This window comes from Paenibacillus sp. HWE-109, from assembly GCF_022163125.1.
Classification (GTDB): Bacteria; Bacillota; Bacilli; order Paenibacillales; family NBRC-103111; genus Paenibacillus_E.
Window position 1 is genome coordinate 2,595,847 of record NZ_CP091881.1, and the last position, 16,119, is coordinate 2,611,965.

The 16,119-nt window shown below is 44.0% G+C and carries 16 protein-coding genes; 15 read left to right on the plus strand and 1 reads right to left on the minus strand.

The window, feature by feature from the left end:
* Positions 1-116 precede the first annotated feature (116 nt).
* The 10 genes from LOZ80_RS10630 to LOZ80_RS10670 all read left to right on the plus strand — a co-directional run bounded on the left by LOZ80_RS10630 (position 117) and on the right by LOZ80_RS10670 (position 9,989).
* The gene (locus LOZ80_RS10630) at positions 117-1,718 is read left to right on the plus strand and encodes an ABC transporter substrate-binding protein (RefSeq protein ID WP_238171401.1); all 1,602 of its coding nucleotides are present in this window, start codon (positions 117-119) and stop codon (positions 1,716-1,718) included.
* Positions 1,706-2,680, plus strand: coding sequence for an ABC transporter permease (locus tag LOZ80_RS10635; RefSeq protein ID WP_238171402.1), 975 nt, complete (start codon positions 1,706-1,708; stop codon positions 2,678-2,680). Before LOZ80_RS10630 ends, LOZ80_RS10635 begins: the two co-directional genes overlap by 13 nt.
* Entirely contained in the window at positions 2,677-3,534 is an 858-nt protein-coding gene (locus LOZ80_RS10640; protein WP_238171403.1) for an ABC transporter permease, read from the plus strand. The genes LOZ80_RS10635 and LOZ80_RS10640 overlap by 4 nt, the downstream gene beginning before the upstream one ends.
* A gap of 30 nt (positions 3,535-3,564) precedes the next feature.
* Positions 3,565-4,482: an ABC transporter ATP-binding protein gene (locus LOZ80_RS10645; protein WP_238171404.1), complete on the plus strand. Its 918-nt coding sequence runs from the start codon at positions 3,565-3,567 to the stop codon at positions 4,480-4,482.
* Positions 4,472-5,080: an ABC transporter ATP-binding protein gene (locus tag LOZ80_RS10650; RefSeq protein WP_238171405.1), complete on the plus strand. Its 609-nt coding sequence runs from the start codon at positions 4,472-4,474 to the stop codon at positions 5,078-5,080. Before LOZ80_RS10645 ends, LOZ80_RS10650 begins: the two co-directional genes overlap by 11 nt.
* A gap of 66 nt (positions 5,081-5,146) precedes the next feature.
* Positions 5,147-6,553, plus strand: coding sequence for a PAS domain-containing sensor histidine kinase (locus tag LOZ80_RS10655; protein WP_238171406.1), 1,407 nt, complete (start codon positions 5,147-5,149; stop codon positions 6,551-6,553).
* A gap of 484 nt (positions 6,554-7,037) precedes the next feature.
* Positions 7,038-8,393, plus strand: a complete 1,356-nt coding sequence (locus LOZ80_RS10660; RefSeq protein ID WP_238171407.1) for a cytochrome ubiquinol oxidase subunit I — start codon at positions 7,038-7,040, stop codon at positions 8,391-8,393.
* Positions 8,390-9,415, plus strand: coding sequence for a cytochrome d ubiquinol oxidase subunit II (locus LOZ80_RS10665; protein WP_238171408.1), 1,026 nt, complete (start codon positions 8,390-8,392; stop codon positions 9,413-9,415). Before LOZ80_RS10660 ends, LOZ80_RS10665 begins: the two co-directional genes overlap by 4 nt.
* 46 nt (positions 9,416-9,461) lie before the next feature.
* Positions 9,462-9,569: a cytochrome bd oxidase small subunit CydS family protein gene (gene cydS / locus LOZ80_RS39450; RefSeq protein WP_443147059.1), complete on the plus strand. Its 108-nt coding sequence runs from the start codon at positions 9,462-9,464 to the stop codon at positions 9,567-9,569.
* 21 nt (positions 9,570-9,590) lie between these two features.
* Positions 9,591-9,989 carry a cupredoxin domain-containing protein gene (locus tag LOZ80_RS10670; RefSeq protein WP_238171409.1) on the plus strand — a complete coding sequence of 133 codons (399 nt, stop codon included), beginning with the start codon at positions 9,591-9,593 and terminating at the stop codon, positions 9,987-9,989.
* Between the two features lie 75 nt (positions 9,990-10,064).
* Here LOZ80_RS10670 and LOZ80_RS10675 read toward each other — a convergent pair whose 3' ends face one another.
* Positions 10,065-10,802, minus strand: a complete 738-nt coding sequence (locus LOZ80_RS10675; RefSeq protein ID WP_238171410.1) for an IclR family transcriptional regulator — start codon at positions 10,800-10,802, stop codon at positions 10,065-10,067.
* 306 nt (positions 10,803-11,108) lie between these two features.
* On the opposite strand from LOZ80_RS10675, the gene LOZ80_RS10680 reads away from it, so the two are divergent.
* The 5 genes from LOZ80_RS10680 (at position 11,109) to LOZ80_RS10700 (ending at position 16,032) form a co-directional block, all read left to right on the plus strand.
* The gene (locus LOZ80_RS10680; protein ID WP_238171411.1) at positions 11,109-12,479 is read left to right on the plus strand and encodes a dihydroorotase; all 1,371 of its coding nucleotides are present in this window, start codon (positions 11,109-11,111) and stop codon (positions 12,477-12,479) included.
* Positions 12,480-12,520: 41 nt separating this feature from the next.
* On the plus strand, positions 12,521-13,531 hold the full coding sequence (locus LOZ80_RS10685; protein ID WP_238171412.1) for an HD-GYP domain-containing protein: 1,011 nt from the start codon (positions 12,521-12,523) through the stop codon (positions 13,529-13,531).
* A 230-nt stretch (positions 13,532-13,761) separates the two neighbouring features.
* Complete coding sequence (locus tag LOZ80_RS10690) at positions 13,762-14,208, plus strand: RrF2 family transcriptional regulator (protein ID WP_238171413.1); 447 nt, start codon at positions 13,762-13,764, stop codon at positions 14,206-14,208.
* 132 nt (positions 14,209-14,340) lie between these two features.
* On the plus strand, positions 14,341-14,985 hold the full coding sequence (locus LOZ80_RS10695; protein WP_238171414.1) for a nitroreductase family protein: 645 nt from the start codon (positions 14,341-14,343) through the stop codon (positions 14,983-14,985).
* Positions 14,986-15,189: 204 nt separating this feature from the next.
* Positions 15,190-16,032 (plus strand): RMD1 family protein, encoded by an 843-nt coding sequence (locus LOZ80_RS10700; protein ID WP_238171415.1) that lies wholly within the window; start codon positions 15,190-15,192, stop codon positions 16,030-16,032.
* Positions 16,033-16,119: the final 87 nt, after the last annotated feature.

Consider the following 16,119-nt stretch of genomic DNA (forward strand, 5'->3'; position numbering starts at 1 on the left):
CGACGCTCTCTGTCATTGAAAACCCAATATTTTGAAATTAATAATGACTAGATCGCCATAATGTGTTACTATTTTATAAAATCGTGTTACTGCACACGTGAACATTATGGGGTGTGATGAATTTGAGGCATCGTTTATCCATTATTTTGATTTTGTTATCCATACTAATTTGTGTATCTGCTTGTAAAGCAGAGAAGCCTCAGCGAGTGGCTGAGACTGAGAGAACAGAAATTGTTCTAGCTATCGGTGGCGAACCCGAGGCAGGTTTTGATCCGACAACGGGTTGGGGGCGTTATGGTTCACCGTTATTTCAAAGCACGCTGCTCAAACGAGACAAAGATTTGAATATTGTCAATGATCTGGCTACTGAGTATGAGGTAAGTCAGGATGGAACGATCTGGACAGTAAAGCTGCGCAAGGAAGTTAAGTTCAGCGATGGACATCCGTTAACGGCAGATGATGTTCAGTATACCTATGAAACCGCAGCTGCCAGCGGCTCGTCGATTGATCTAGGCAATCTAAAAAGTGTGCAAATCGTAAATGATATAACGGTAAAGTTTATTTTAAAAGAACCGCAATCTACGTTTGCACAGATGCTTGTGTCAACAGGCATAGTTCCCAAGCATGCGCATGGGAAAGACTATGCTCTTAAACCGATTGGCTCTGGTCCGTACAAGTTGGTTCAATGGGATAAAGGACAGCAATTAATGGTCGAAGCTAATCATGATTATTACGGAAGTAAGCCTTTTTTCCAAAAGATCACTTTCCTTTTCTTAGGTGAGGATGCGGCATTTGCTTCTGCTAAGGCTGGGACAGTTGATATGGCTGCAATTCCTGCAGCATTTAGCAAACACGCGGTGAACGGGATGCAATTTGTTGGCGTCCAGTCGGTTGACAATCGAGGCATCATGTTTCCTTATGTGAAATCTGGAAGTAAAACGAAGGAAGGATATCCGATCGGCAACGATGTTACAGCGGATGCTGCCATTCGTAAGGCGATTAATATAGCGCTGGACAGGAAAGCTTTGGTAAAAGGTATTCTAGAAGGACACGGCACACCCGCATACACATTGAATGATGGTCTTCCTTGGTTCAACGAAGAAGCGATTTTCGTGGATGCAGATATGCATGCAGCGAAGAAACTGCTGGCCGATAACGGATGGCAAGACATAGATAATGATGGAATAGTTGAAAAACAGACATTAAAAGCAGAATTAAATCTGCTTTATCCCGCCAGTGATGTGACGCGTCAATCCCTTGCTATCGCAGCAGCGGATATGCTGAAACCGTTAGGCATCCAGGTTAAAGCGGAAGGGAAGAGCTGGGACGACATTGAGAAGCAAATGCATGCTAATCCTGTTCTTTTGGGCTGGGGAAGCCATGATCCGCTCGAAATGTACAATGTTTACAGCAATAAATTTGGCGGAGTTGAATACTACAATCCTGGATTTTACAACAATCCCAGAGTTGAGGATTACATGATGCAAGCCTTGCGGGCAACGAATGAAAAGGATGCTTGGGCATTCTGGAGAAAGGCCCAATGGGACGGTGAAACCGGCTTAAGCGCAAAAGGGGATGCGCCATGGGCATGGTTGGTTAATCTCGATCATCTTTATTTAGTTAAATCAGGACTTGATATCGGTAAGCAAAACATACATCCACATGGACATGGCTGGCCGGTAACCGCGAACATTGAGGAATGGCGATGGAAATCTTAGTACGCAAAGGAATAGGTCTGATCCTACTGCTGTTTGCCGTGAGCGCTATTTCATTTATGTTGGTTCATTTATCGCCAATTGATCCCATTCAAGCTTATGTTGGTGCGGATATGATCAGGGTTAGTGGGGAACAGCGAGAGGCAATTATGCATTATTGGGGTTTAAATGACCCGCCACTCTTGCGGTATTGGAGTTGGTTGAGCGCATTGGTGAGTGGAGATTTAGGAACTTCTATGGTCTACCGCCGCCCTGTATTGGAAGTGATCGGTGAACGTTTTACCGCATCTTTAGTACTAATGGGGGCTGCCTGGGTGTTATCCGGACTGCTTGGATTCGTTTCTGGCGTGTTCGCTGCGATGAATCGGAACACATGGATCGATAATTTAGTCCGTTGGTATTGTTACACCCTCTCTTCAACGCCGACTTTCTGGATAGGCTTGCTGTTCATGCTTGTTTTTGCTGTATGGCTCGGTATCCTGCCAGTAGGGCTTGCCACCCCAGCAGGTATTGCCTCAGATCAGGTTCAATGGATGGATCGACTCCGGCATATGCTGCTGCCAGTACTGACGCTTAGTGTTACAGGGATCGCAGCAATCGCGCTTCATACGAAAGAAAAGCTTATTGAAGTGATGAATAAGGACTATTGGTTGTTTGCAAGAGCACGTGGTGAACGAGGGTTTACAATCTTTTGGAGACACGGGCTGCGCAATGTGGCATTGCCAGCTATCACACTGCAATTTGCTTCATTCAGCGAGCTGTTCGGCGGAGTCGTTCTGGCTGAGCAAGTATTTTCGTATCCAGGTTTGGGACAGGCGGCAGTTGAAGCTGGACTTCGTGGCGACATTCCTTTGTTATTGGGAATTGTGTTGTTTAGTGCAGTATTCGTGTATACAGGAAATGCGATGGCTGAGCTAAGTTATCGTCTAATCGACCCTAGGATGAAGAAAGGCAGGCGATCATGAAGCATCTTATGCGCGTCGGTATGACGCTTCCCAAACTTCATTATCGACTGAGAATTTGGATTTCATCATTGACCGCATTGTTCGTATTACTAAGTATTATCGCGATGTCCGTGTGGTTCGATGCATCCGGTCTAGCTACGAACTTGGAACAGCGTAATTTAGGCCCTGCCATCCGACATCTTTTTGGGACAGATTGGCTTGGGAGGGATATGCTCACTCGGACGATCAAAGGTCTCGGACGCAGTCTTCAAGTCGGTCTGATCGCGGGAGTTTCAAGTGTGATAATCGCCAGTATGATGGGGATTGCGGCTGCTGTTATGGGTACTATGGTCAATCGCTTCATAAGCTGGGTGACTGATTTATTTCTTAGTGTGCCGCATTTAGTGACGCTGCTCTTGATTTCATTTGTACTTGGTGGAGGGGCGAAAGGCATTATTATCGGTGTCGCATTGACACATTGGCCAAGTTTGTCGAGGGTCATTCGCGCGGAAGTCATGCAGATTCAAACAGCGCCCTATCTAGCCATTTCACGCAATTTTGGCAAATCCAACTGGTGGATCGTGACCAGGCACATCATTCCTCACCTGATTCCGCAGCTATTGGTCGGACTCATACTTATCGTCCCGCATGCTATTCTGCATGAAGCATCGATTACCTTTATCGGTATGGGGCTATCACCTCATGAACCAGCAATTGGAATTATTTTATCGGAATCGATGCGCTATTTATCTTCCGGGTTTTGGTGGTTGGCCTTGTTTCCTGGGTTAAGTTTGTTATTCATGGTAATGGCCTTTGCTAGATTGGGAGAAAACTTGAAACAATGGGTGGATCCACGGCATGCTCATGATAGATAAAGTTAGAAATCTGGAAGAAAGGGGCCGCTTATGCTGGAAGTAAGTAAGCTTTCTATTCGTTTCAAACGGTTTGATCGCGGTCTGCGACAGGTGCAGACTGAAATCATTCGTAACCTTCAACTGTCCATAACTTCAGGTGAAATTTTGGCGGTGGTAGGATCCAGCGGTTCAGGCAAAAGTCTGCTCGCTCACGCAATACTCGGCATTCTACCTGGGAATGCTGAGGTCACAGGCCACATTTATTTCAAGGGAGAAGCATTGACGCCGGACAGGCAAAGACAGTTGCGTGGAAAAGAAATCTCGCTCATCCCGCAATCTGTACAGTATTTGGATCCGTTAATGCGCGTTGGCGAGCAAGTACGGCAATCCGTTCGCCAGGGCGATCCTGCGGAGCTCCAACGGAAAGCTTTTTACAAATATAACCTTGCCGGCATAGTTGCTAAATGGTTTCCATTTCAATTATCCGGCGGAATGGCACGGAAAATTCTCATTTCGACGGCAACGGTAAGCGGAGCTCGCTTGCTAATCGCTGATGAACCGACGCCTGGCCTTGACGGCTCAGCAATGACGGAGACTCTGAGTCGCTTTCGACAGTTGGCGGAGGAGGGGTGCGCCGTTATGCTGATTACGCATGATATCGAGGCGGCCTTAACGGTAGCGGATCGAATCGCCGTTCTTTATGCAGGAACTGTAGTAGAAATCGCTCTCCGCAGCGACTTCACTGGAGCAGGAGCACTACTGAGGCACCCTTACACCAAGGCTCTTTGGCAAGCGCTGCCTGGGCAACAATTTGCTGCTTTACCCGGCTCTCAACCGTTGCCGGATAAGTTGCCTAAAGGGTGCTTGTTTGCTCCACGATGCCCATTGGCTACTTCCGAATGTAATGAGGCTTTTCCAGAAACTCGTTATGTGAGGAACGGTGAAGTGAGGTGCTTGCATGCCACTTGAGGGGAAGTCTCTCGGATATCGTTATCACAAAGCATCATGGATTTTTCAACATACCGACATTTTTATTGAGGCGGGGGAGATTGTAGGCCTGGTTGGACCTAGCGGTTGTGGGAAATCCACGCTTGGGAAATTGCTTGCCGGTCATCTTCATCCCAATCAAGGACAAGTTATTCAAGATGGAGGGCCTATCGCCGTAGGTCAACGGAATCCAGTACAATTGGTATTGCAACATCCCGAGCTAGCGGTGAACCCCAGTTGGAAGCTGAGGCGCACTCTTCAGGAGTCAGGAGTGCCCGACGATAATTGGATGACAGAACTAGCCATCGAAGACCATTGGTTGGATCGTTATCCGAACGAGCTGTCTGGAGGCGAGTTACAACGAATGTGTGTAGCGCGCGCTCTAGGAGCAGGGACCCGCTATCTGATTGCGGATGAAATGACGACTATGTTGGATGCGATCACGCAGGCCCAAATTTGGCACTCTGTGCTGAAATGGGCGAAACGAAATGATGCGGGCATATTGATCATTAGTCATGAGCGGCAATTAGTCAACAAGTTATGTGATAGGATAATGGATTGGGAGAATATGACCGGGTAAAAAAGGAATTTTCCTATCGGAGACGAATTATCCTAGAAACACTGTTGAATTAGGGGATGTTTACTCATGCGTCTGAAAGAACATCTAATTGATTCCTTAATGAATTTAACCTCTGACGGGATCGTGATCGTGGATACACATGGCACTGTGTTGGAGGTTAACAAGAAATTTGAAGAGTTGCATGGCTGGACAAGGGAAGAAGTTATCGGAAAAGTACTGCCAATGACGCCTGAAATTTATAAAGAAGATGCTCTTCGTTTATATCAGACTTTAATAAACGGTGGGCAAGTCAAGGATTTCGAAGCGCTTAAACTTAGAAAAGATGGTTCTACCTTTTACGCCAATGTGACGGTTTCACCAGTGAAGAATAATGAGGGAGTCGTGATCGGGTTTGTTGGTGTGGAAAGGGACATTAGTGAAAAGAAAAGAGCGGAAGAAGAGCTGCTGGAGAGAGAAAAACAGTTCAGAAGATTAATTAAGCTTAGTCCTGAACCAATAGTTCTGCATAAAGACGGTTACGTGAACTTTGTGAATGATGCTTGCTGCAAACTTTTTGGCGGCGCTACAACAGATGACTTCAAGGGAAGATCGATCTATGATTTTTTCTGTTCAAATGACAAGGACCTCATTTCAGCGCAGCTTGAGCAGGTTATGCAGTCGGATAACTACACGGATTTTATGGAGAGGAAACTTCAGAAATTAGACGGAACTTTTTTTGATGCCGAAATATCCTCTATTTATGTCCACAAAAACTTGGGGTTTCCTGTTGTACAAACCGTGATTCGTGATCTGACAGAGCGCAAAAAGTCGGAAGAAGCAATCATTAGATCGGAAAAACTATCACTAATTGGTCAATTAGCGGCTGGTATCGCGCACGATATTCGTAATCCCTTAACTTCTTTGAAAGGGTTTGTTCATTTACTAAAGGCTAAGAATGCAGACTATGTTGATGTTATGATGGAAGAATTAGAACATATTAATTATGTAGTCAACGAATTTATGACATTGGCCAAACCGCATCTTCATTTTTACATGGAGAGTACGACGCAAGAGCTTGTGCAAAGTGTAGTTGGTTTTCTGCAACCCCATACTCATCTATATAACGTTCAAATCCAATTGAACATGCAGCAAGATATTCCTGCCATTTATTGCAACCCGGACCAAATCAAACAAGTTTTGCTTAATGTACTAAAGAATGCAATTGAGTCTATGACTAACGGAGGGTTCATACGCATATCATCCCGAAAGTTAAATCATAGCTTGGTTATCAGCGTCGAAGATCAAGGTGTAGGCATCACGGAAGAAAGATTATCGCTGTTAGGGCAACCATTCTTCACTACAAAGGTTAATGGCAACGGTTTAGGTTTAATGGTTTGCAAACGGATCATCGAAGGACATGGTGGCAAATTGTCTATTCAAAGCCAAATTAATCAGGGGACTACAGTTGAAATTGAATTGCCTTTTAAAAAATAAGACGTAGCATCGCATCCGCCGAAAGGGGCGGATTTTTGTTTTTCACAGAAATAACTTGGCTTCGTGGCCTTTTAGTCAAATAACTGTTGCAATTATAGCTCTAAGGAGTCATATAAATTACTCATCTTCAAGGTATACTTTAAGACAGATAATCCGATTGTAGAAGAAAAAGGAGTGGAGAAACGGAAGTTCATATATCTGCAACAAGATATTCAAAACCTCGCCACATTCATTGTGAAAAAAATCACATATTAACTTGCGTTTCGTTTATAATGCCAGTATATCGTTATTTAACACTAGCTAATATGCCATGGAGGGATGGGTGGCTATGAATCCTAATGAAGAAAATAAACGAATTGTTAAGCAAGAAAAGCGCCTAATTATTCTGTGCATCACCGTAGCAGGCATTATGCTGCTGTCTTTATCCAAGTATCTCTTTAAATAACAATTGTTAGTTAGCCAAGCTTTAGGAGGGGGAATCATCATGTTATTAGCTAGCTACGATCCAGTCATGTATAGCCGAATGCTAACAGGGCTAACTCTTGCATTCCACATTATATTCGCTACCATCGGGGTAGGCGTTCCACTTATGATTGCTCTTGCGGAATGGATTGGCATTAGACGCAAGGATGAGCATTATCTGCTTATGGCAAGGAGGTGGGCGCGCGGCTTTGTCATTACCGTGGCTGTCGGTGTCGTAACGGGAACTGCAATTGGGCTGCAGCTCAGCCTGCTATGGCCCAGCTTTATGAAAGTAGCTGGTCAATCGATCGCTATCCCGCTCTTCCTGGAGACTTTCGCCTTCTTCTTTGAAGCGATTTTCCTCGGTATTTACCTCTACACTTGGGATCGCTTCAAGAATAAAATGACACACTTCTGGATGCTCACTCCAGTCGTCATTGGATCATCCGCATCCGCTTTCTTTATTACGGTTGTCAATGCCTTCATGAATGCACCAGCAGGTGTAACTGTAGTAGACGGCAAAATTACTGATATTTCTCCTTTCGGCGCCATGCTGAGTCCTGCGATGCCGACCAAGGTTTCACATGTGCTCATTACTGCTTACTTGACCTGTGCCTTCATTCTAGCCGCTATTTCAGCTTGGTCCTTGCTCAAGGGCCGCAATCATGTGTACTACAAAAAAGCCCTCAAGCTCACCATGATATCAGCTTGCGTATTCCTTCTTTCAAGCGCGATAATAGGTGACTTATCGGGTAAATACTTGGCGAACTATCAACCGGAGAAGCTGGCCGCGATGGAATGGCATTTCGAAACGACCAAACAAGCGCCACTGGTCTTCGGAGGTATCTTGACTGAGGATAACGAGATCAAATACGGCATTAAAATCCCGTACGCACTCAGTGTTCTTGCTCATGGGCGGCCTAATGCCGAAGTCACAGGACTTAATGATATTCCGGCTGACGAAACGCCTCCACTTTGGATTCATTATTTATTCGATTTGAAAATGAGTTTCGTTGCCATGATGGTACTGGTCGCATTGGTGTTCTTATTGTTATTATGGCGCAAAAGGTCACTTGTCTATTCGAATAAATGGCTGCTGCGCGGCATCATTTTAACCGCTCCCCTTGCGATGCTGACGATCGAGCACGGCTGGATCTTCGCTGAAGTTGGACGCCAACCATGGATTCTTCATGGCATCATGAGAACTTCTGAAGGAGCAACGGTCTCCGATCACGTGGATACGATGCTTATCGTCTTCGCACTTCTCTATATTGTCCTTGGATTAACGGCCGTTCGGGTACTGTTACGCATGTTCCGCAATAATCGGGCTGAGGATGAAATCGCCGCGAGAGGGATAGAAGGGGGCGGCCAGCAATGAGCTATGAAGTAATTGGAATTACCGTGTTATGGATATTCCTATTCGGCTATTTAATCGTAGCTTCCATTGACTTCGGTGCCGGCTTCTTTAGCTACTACAGCACGATAACCGGCAAACGGCATCTGATCAACAAGGTGATCGAGCGTTATCTTTCTCCGGTATGGGAAGTCACCAATGTGTTTCTTGTTTTTTTCTTCGTCGGCTTTGTTGGTTTTTTCCCAGATACGGCGTACTACTACGGCACAGCATTATTGCTTCCAGGCAGTGTGGCTATCATTTTGCTCGCCATTAGGGGATCATACTATGCCTTTAGCAACTATGGAAGCAAGAAAGACAGTCGGTTTTACTTGTTCTTATATGGGGCAAGCGGACTACTTATTCCGGCTTCGCTATCAACCGTCTTGACCATTTCCGAAGGCGGCTACATTGCCGTAGACGATAACAATCAGATAACCTTCCTGTTCACCAAGCTGTTCACGAGCGCATATTCGTGGACCGTAGTTCTTCTTGCGATTGTGAGCGTGCTCTACATCTCAGCTATGTTCTTGTGTTACTATGCCAATCGGGCAAATGATCGAGGAGCGTTCGAGCTTGTGCGTAAGTATGCGATCGCCTGGAGCGGCCCGACCATTCTGAGCAGTCTGCTGGTATTCTTCGCGATCCGCGGGCATAATGCAGGACATTTCCAGCGGATGGAGGATTATGCCTGGATGTTCGTTCTATCCTTTGTCTGCTTCGTCGTGGCCATTTATCTGGTATGGGCGCGCAAACGGCTAGGGCTGTCATTCATCTTCGTCTTGCTGCAGTTTGGATTCGCCTTCTTCGGCTATGGGGCAGGGCATTTACCATACATTCTGTATCCTTATTTAACAATCTATGATAATTTCACCAGCGAACCAATGGCGATTGCGTTAATCTCTGTGTTCGTATTGGGCTTGCTGCTGCTTATTCCATCCTTGTATCTTCTAATGCGACTTTTCTTGTTCGATGCCAACTATGTGCAGGGCAAGCGCAACAAATGAGATCACAATAATGATTCCATGACGGAAAGAGGGGGGTTCATCTATGCTGGAAATTTTTCTTATCTTCGTCGCACCTTTTCTCGTTGTTATTGGCGCTATTGGATTGTTGTTCTGGTTAGGAGGGCGTAAAAGTAGCAGCAATGAGCCACTATAATGAAACGGAAAGGTGGTTCCTATGAGGAATATGACAAAGTTCAGGGCAATCGGGACTATGGCCGGCATCCTTTTTACATGCCTCTTCATCTTCGCTTTATTTTATTTCCAGAACACAGAGTCATCGGCCAATGGACCCGTCATGACGGAAAGCGACGGCTATCAAATTGCGACATTTCAAGTGAAGGATGATGGCTTTTATCCAGCCAATATTGAAGTTAAGGCAGGCGTTCCAACAAAGCTGAATTTCAAAAAGCCAAGTGGCTTTACCTGCATAAGAAGTGTGGCTTCCCGCGACATAGGACTTGATCTCTATCTGGAAAAAGGGGATAACTTCACAACCTTGCAAGATTTAAAGCCGGGAACCTATAAATTGCACTGCGGTATGTATATGTACTATGTCACAATTACAGTGAAATGAGTAGAAGTTAGCTTCAAATAACCAAAAAAGCCATATCCAACGATGTTGGATCATGGCTTTTTGGTCTATTCTACCTCAGTATTCATTCTTCATACCAAGTTTTACTGAAAGCGAAGTTGTTGTATGAACGATCTTTTGAATGAGTGTTTCATCTATACTCTCGCGAGAGACTGGCCCTGCAATGGTTAGAGAAGCAATAACCTGATTGCGGTAGTCGAATACGGGCGCAGCGATGGCAATAACATCGGGGTAGATTTCGCCGGAGGAGATGGAATAGCCGTCTTTTCTTATTTTGGCTAGACCCTGGATGAGTCCAATCGTGTCAGAATCCTTGATTCCACTTAGGAATTGATCGACTACTTTACTAGACTCGAATGCAAGCAAAACTTTCCCAGACGCGCCTAATTGCAAGGGGAACGCTTTTCCAATTTCGGCTTTTAATCGAATAGGTTTGCTGCTTTCAACGTAATGAATACAAATTACGCTCCCTCCCGATCTTAGGGCGAGGATTGAGGTTTCACCTGTCTCTTTGGTGAGGTCCTCCATGAAAGGGATCGCGAGTTCAATCAATTGTTTGTTAATTTGGTGGTGCACATTGCGGGCAAGATCGAGAATTCGCAGACCCAAAGTAATTTGTCCTTTGCCTTTTCGTTCGATAAGGCCGTGTTGTTCCAAGGTTTGAAGGAAACGGTAGGCTGTACTATCAGGGATTCCAACTTTATCTGCGATTTGACTAACCGTTAACATTTCATGTGTTTCTGCCAAGGCGAATAAAATTTCTAAAGCTCTGTCCAATGTTTGAGTCCCGTTCATGAACTGTACTCATCCTCATCTCATTAAAGTAGGCACAATTTGGGGTGAAATCGTTGAAAAAATCGAATTATCATATATTGATAATAATCTAATGGTTACTAATAATCAATTAGAATAAGACATCATGAAATTGATGTGACGTAACTTGACATTTTAGATTAATAGATGTTAAAGTCTGCATGTATAATGATAATGCATTATCATATTATGATAATTATGGCGGTGATAAGAATCGAATGACTGCAAACGGGTATCTCGTTTTTTGCGAGAAAACTGTGATTACATTACTCCATAGGGGGCAGAACAATGAAAGTCGATCTTGCAATTAGAGGGAATATTGTGCTTCCAGACTGTGTATTGAACAATAGCATTATTGGAATCGAGAATGGTGTTGTCGTATACATTGGGGATCACAATGACATCTTAGAAGCTGGAGAATATCTTGACGCGTCTGGGAAGTTAGTCTTACCTGGGGCTATTGATGCACATGTTCATTGTTACTCATCGATGGAAGAGGGGGTAGGCAACCTCACACGCGCTGCAGCTGCAGGAGGTGTAACTACCATCATTGAAATGCCCTACAATGCAAGTGGGATAATATGTACAGCACAGTTGCTTTCAGAGAAGAAAGAATGGATGGAACAAGAATCAGTTGTAGATTTTGCTTTATTGGCTACGATACAGAAGGAAGGATCACTGGACGAAATCTATGCAATGGCAGAGGCTGGTGCCTGCGGCTTTTATGTTTCCATGTTTAATAATGACTCCACTAGCATTCCTCGTATAGATGATGGCAGATTGTTGGACGCATTTAGCATAATTGCTGAAACCGAATTGCCTGTTGGTGTCCACTGCGAAGTTGATGAAATTATTAGAGCTGCAACTGTTAGTATGGCGCCGCTGGGGGGAGATCCTCGAGCTCACTGTTGGAGCAGGCCTAAGATTGCAGAATCCATTGCTGCGAATACGGTGATGGAACTAGCACTGCTGACAGGCGTCAAATTGCATTTGTTTCAATGCACCTTCCCCGAAATCTTCGATTCTGTTCAATATTATGCGAAGTTGGGAGCAGACGTAACAGCAGAAACGTGTACGCATTATCTGATTTTTCATGAAGACGACATGCTTCGATTAGGGGCTAAAGGGAAAATAAATCCTCCACTCCGGCAGGCAATAGACGCCGAGGGATTGTGGACGTACCTGGCTTCAGGGCGTATTTCAATGGTCACTTCGGATCACGCGTCATGGAAACTGGATCGCAAGAGCTCGCGAGATATTTTTCAGAATGCCTCGGGCGTACCTGGTATTGAGTCATTATTGCCTATCCTTTATAGCAGTGGTGTAGCTACGGGCGTTATAAATTTGCATGACTTTGTTCGAGTAATTAGTCAGAGTCCAGCTGATAGATTTGGCTTGGGGAAATCAAAAGGGAGACTGACTGTGGGATATGATGCGGATATCGTCATCTTTGATCCGGAAGCGCAGTGGAGGATAGATGAGTCCGAAGAGTATTCATCCGCGGGATGGAGCTTATATCACGATATGATTGTCAAAGGAAGAATTGAAAGAACTTATGTAAGAGGACAACTCGTTTATGATGGCAAGGAAGTGTTAGCAAGCGCTTACGGACGATTTGTTAAGGGATCTTATCAGGCAAAGGAATGGAATATGTTGTGATTATACAAATCTATTAGCCGAAAGGGGATCCTGGAACCGAGATGCAGAATGAAGACTATACGCGACTGATTGGGAAGAGACTAGTACATAGCATCTGGAACCCGCACGGGGTTTTGATGATTTCTTCCAATGTTATTCTCACTGAATCACATATAATCCAATTGAAGAAATTAAACATCAATATGCAAGCTATTCATGTAAAAGAAGCTATTCATGATCCTTCCTATGAACAAATCAAGCAAGCGGAGTCCGGATTTCAGGAGATTCAGGATTTTGTTTACCACAATGGAAAGCTTCCCGATAAAACTGCACAGAATAAGGTGCTTCCATCCATTATTGCAGCTACGAAAAAGCGAAACCTGTTTAGCTTGCTTGAACAATTGCGCTCCCATGAGGATTTCAGATATAAGCATAGTCTTGCCGTTGCCATCGTTGCCATTAAGTTGGGGAAATGGCTTCATCTTCCTGAGGCAGAATTAGAACTCCTCTCACTAGCTGCTAGCCTCTTTGATATCGGTTCCGTCAAACTTCCCTCTACGATGCTGGATAGCAATGGGCGTTACCAAGCACACGAGAAGGATATAGTCAAGCAACATACGATTTTCGGTTACGAAATTTTAATGAATTCTGACGTTAATCCCCGTGTCGCACTGGCTGCACTTCAACATCATGAAAGGATCGACGGAAGCGGATATCCTAGCGGTTTAATTGGAAATGAGATTGATCCAATAAGTCAAATCATAGCTGTCGCCGATGTGTATGTCGCAATGATTTCGGAGCGTCCACATCGAAAGGCATTGCCATTCCATGAAGTTATCCAAACCTTGCAGAATGATGTATTCCAAGGTAAATTCGACTCGAAAATTGGCTTAACATTTCTGAATATGCTTATGTCGATGCAAGTTGGCAAAGAGGTTCGGTTATTGGATGGCCGACTTGGAACTATTGTACTAACGAATGTGAATTATCCTACACGTCCTGTTGTAGAGATCGAGGGGAAATTGTTAGATTTAAGAGTTTTAGAATTGGAGATAACGGAAGTACTGGGTTGATAAAGAGATGCAGTCTTAGCTATGGAACCAGCCAAACAGGCTGCCACATGTCCAAATGGACGATGGCAGCCTTGTTCATATAGCTAGACGCAGATATTCAGCAGATGATGATGAAATACGGGAGCTGGTGCAAGACGCACATTCCTTGAATTAAAGCCTATTCTTTGGTACGATGTGAGGAGTTTATTAGTATCAAGTCAGTATTGCAGATCGAAGGGAGCAGATTAACATTGAAAAAGTCCAAGCAAAGTCCCCCTTCAAATAACAAAGCTTTTGGATTAGCCTTGCAGGCTCTGGCTGTCATGTCCATGAATCCGAATCGTTTCGCAAGCAGTAATATTGCTAATCACTTATGTTCTGAAGCATCGCTTATGCGCCGTATTATGGCTAAGCTTGCTCATGAACAAATATTGGAAGTAAGAGAGGGACGTGACGGAGGCTATTGGATTAAAAAGCCGCCCGAGTCCATAACATTTGCAGATGTGTATACGGCGCTTCAGGTAGGGGAGTCACTGTGCTCTGGGTTGTTAGATTCTACAGGAGACCACCCATTAGGGCTTCAAATGAATGATGTTTTTGCCGATATGGCAGAAGAATTGCAACAAGGCATTTTGGATGTGCTCAGGAAGCGTACGATTGCAGATTTGGCGAACGAAGCCATCATTAAAAGTAATTGACACGAATCTTAAAACAAACTATACTGTGCATAATATAACACAGTTAACTTTCAGTTTTTTTTAGTGTAAACTGTGTGTATTTTTACTCAGTTTAAATTTGGTTTTATAGAAAAGAATCGGAGGCGCAGAAAGATGGAGACGAACACGAAACATGGGCAGGACTTTTTTGAGGTAATTAAGGAAAGACGCTCGGTACGCCATTATGACCCTACTGTTCGCATTTCAGAGCAGGAACTGAAAGATATAGTGACAGAAGCGACCCTTGCACCGTCAGGCGCTAACTTGCAACCATGGAAATTTATTGTATTCAATGATCAAGCTGTCCAAGAGAAGCTGCTTCCGATTGCCAATAATCAGAGGCAAGTTGTTGATGCATCAGCGGTAATTGCGGTTTTAGGAGATTTGGAGAGCTATAGTTATTCGGAGAAAATATATGCTGCTGCCGTAGAGGCAGGCTACATGACGGAGGAAATAAAAAACACGATAGTAGCTAATATAAATGGTGTATTGTCCCAAATAGACTCGAATGATCTTAAAAATAGTGTGCTGATTGACTGCGGATTAGTTTCAATGCAGCTTATGCTTGTTGCCAAAGCTCGTGGTTATGATACTGTTCCCATGGCTGGATACGACGCAGTTAAATTCAAAGCAGAGTTTGGCATATCCGAGCGTTATGTTCCTGTGATGCTTATCGCGATAGGCAAGGCAGCACAAGCAGGGCACCCAACCGTGCGTTTACCGATAGATGATGTCTTGTTCTGGAATGGTAACCTGTAGTAAGAGAGTGGAAGTGAACCGATGAAAATAGCTCAGGTATATCCTCGGAATCGTAACAGAATCCGCAGGATATACCTTTTTTGTGTTTGAGTGAGTAAGCAAAATTATGGACATATTACAAAAGATGCCATCTATAAAGGGCCAAGCTCCTGTTATCCACAATGCGATCAAAATTATTTTAAAACTTAAAGGAACAATAATCATATGAAAGATATTGCATTTAAGGCAATGGCCGTCACAAATGAAATCGATTTGAACAAAATCGCCATTTACTGTGGAATTCCTAAGAAGTATACATGGGAACAGCCATTAATCCTGAAGAACAGAATTCTGGAAAAGATCTATCAGAAAAATGTAGATGAATTCCAGCAAGTACTTGTATTTTCTTTCGGTAGTGTTGTCTTTGTTAACTACGCGCACAAAGATGAGCTAACAACCTTTTTGAAATTCATCCAATCCTTTGAACCCGAAATAGACCTAGCACCGGAAGATAGGTTCAAAGATGATTACAGTCTCCACATCGATGAAAACGGCAGCTTGGAATTGACGGACAACTATGTGGTTGTGACCGAATATGAATATTTTTTGCCAGAAGTGATTGCAACGGTTCTCGCTAAATCAGTAGCACTTGAGAAAATAGAGGAGCAGTTGGGACAGATTCAAGATAATCTTGAAATTATGATAGACAGGCTTGAAAAAGGAAAGCTGCGCGTTGGCAACAGGGAACTGGCAAGGACAACGGCCAAGATCGTCCGTCACGAGTATAATACGCTTGCCTATATCATGATCTTGGATAAACCAGAGCTTACTTGGACGCATAATTCAGCAAGCCAAGTTTACGATGGGATGATGAATTTTTTTGAATTGAACGATCGATATAAAATTTTGAAAAGTAAAACAGATATCCTGTATCACATCCTGGAAGGTTTTTCTACGATCAGTCATTCGATTCGAGGACTGTTCGTCGAATGGATTGTCGTCATTCTGATCGTCATTGAAGTCGTCTTAACGGTTTTGCAAATTTTAGGTTGGATACCCTCACATTAGAAAGCCTAATATGAAAAGGAACTACGATTCGCTAAATGGCGGGAACTGAGGTAAAAGTAACATGAAAGGGAACTGAGGTACGCGAGC

Excerpts from the sequence above, each read along its gene's own strand:
- LOZ80_RS10680 (WP_238171411.1), top strand. The coding sequence starts at position 11,109 with ATGAAAGTCGATCTTGCAATTAGAGGGAATATTGTGCTTCCAGACTGT.
- LOZ80_RS10640 (WP_238171403.1), top strand. The coding sequence starts at position 2,677 with ATGAAGCATCTTATGCGCGTCGGTATGACGCTTCCCAAACTTCATTAT.
- LOZ80_RS10695 (WP_238171414.1), top strand. The coding sequence starts at position 14,341 with ATGGAGACGAACACGAAACATGGGCAGGACTTTTTTGAGGTAATTAAG.
- LOZ80_RS10645 (WP_238171404.1), top strand. The coding sequence starts at position 3,565 with ATGCTGGAAGTAAGTAAGCTTTCTATTCGTTTCAAACGGTTTGATCGC.
- LOZ80_RS10685 (WP_238171412.1), top strand. The coding sequence starts at position 12,521 with ATGCAGAATGAAGACTATACGCGACTGATTGGGAAGAGACTAGTACAT.
- LOZ80_RS10655 (WP_238171406.1), top strand. The coding sequence starts at position 5,147 with ATGCGTCTGAAAGAACATCTAATTGATTCCTTAATGAATTTAACCTCT.
- LOZ80_RS10675 (WP_238171410.1), bottom strand. The coding sequence starts at position 10,802 with ATGAACGGGACTCAAACATTGGACAGAGCTTTAGAAATTTTATTCGCC.
- LOZ80_RS10630 (WP_238171401.1), top strand. The coding sequence starts at position 117 with ATGAATTTGAGGCATCGTTTATCCATTATTTTGATTTTGTTATCCATA.
- LOZ80_RS10665 (WP_238171408.1), top strand. The coding sequence starts at position 8,390 with ATGAGCTATGAAGTAATTGGAATTACCGTGTTATGGATATTCCTATTC.
- LOZ80_RS10650 (WP_238171405.1), top strand. The coding sequence starts at position 4,472 with ATGCCACTTGAGGGGAAGTCTCTCGGATATCGTTATCACAAAGCATCA.
- LOZ80_RS10700 (WP_238171415.1), top strand. The coding sequence starts at position 15,190 with ATGAAAGATATTGCATTTAAGGCAATGGCCGTCACAAATGAAATCGAT.
- LOZ80_RS10670 (WP_238171409.1), top strand. The coding sequence starts at position 9,591 with ATGAGGAATATGACAAAGTTCAGGGCAATCGGGACTATGGCCGGCATC.
- LOZ80_RS10635 (WP_238171402.1), top strand. The coding sequence starts at position 1,706 with ATGGAAATCTTAGTACGCAAAGGAATAGGTCTGATCCTACTGCTGTTT.
- LOZ80_RS10660 (WP_238171407.1), top strand. The coding sequence starts at position 7,038 with ATGTTATTAGCTAGCTACGATCCAGTCATGTATAGCCGAATGCTAACA.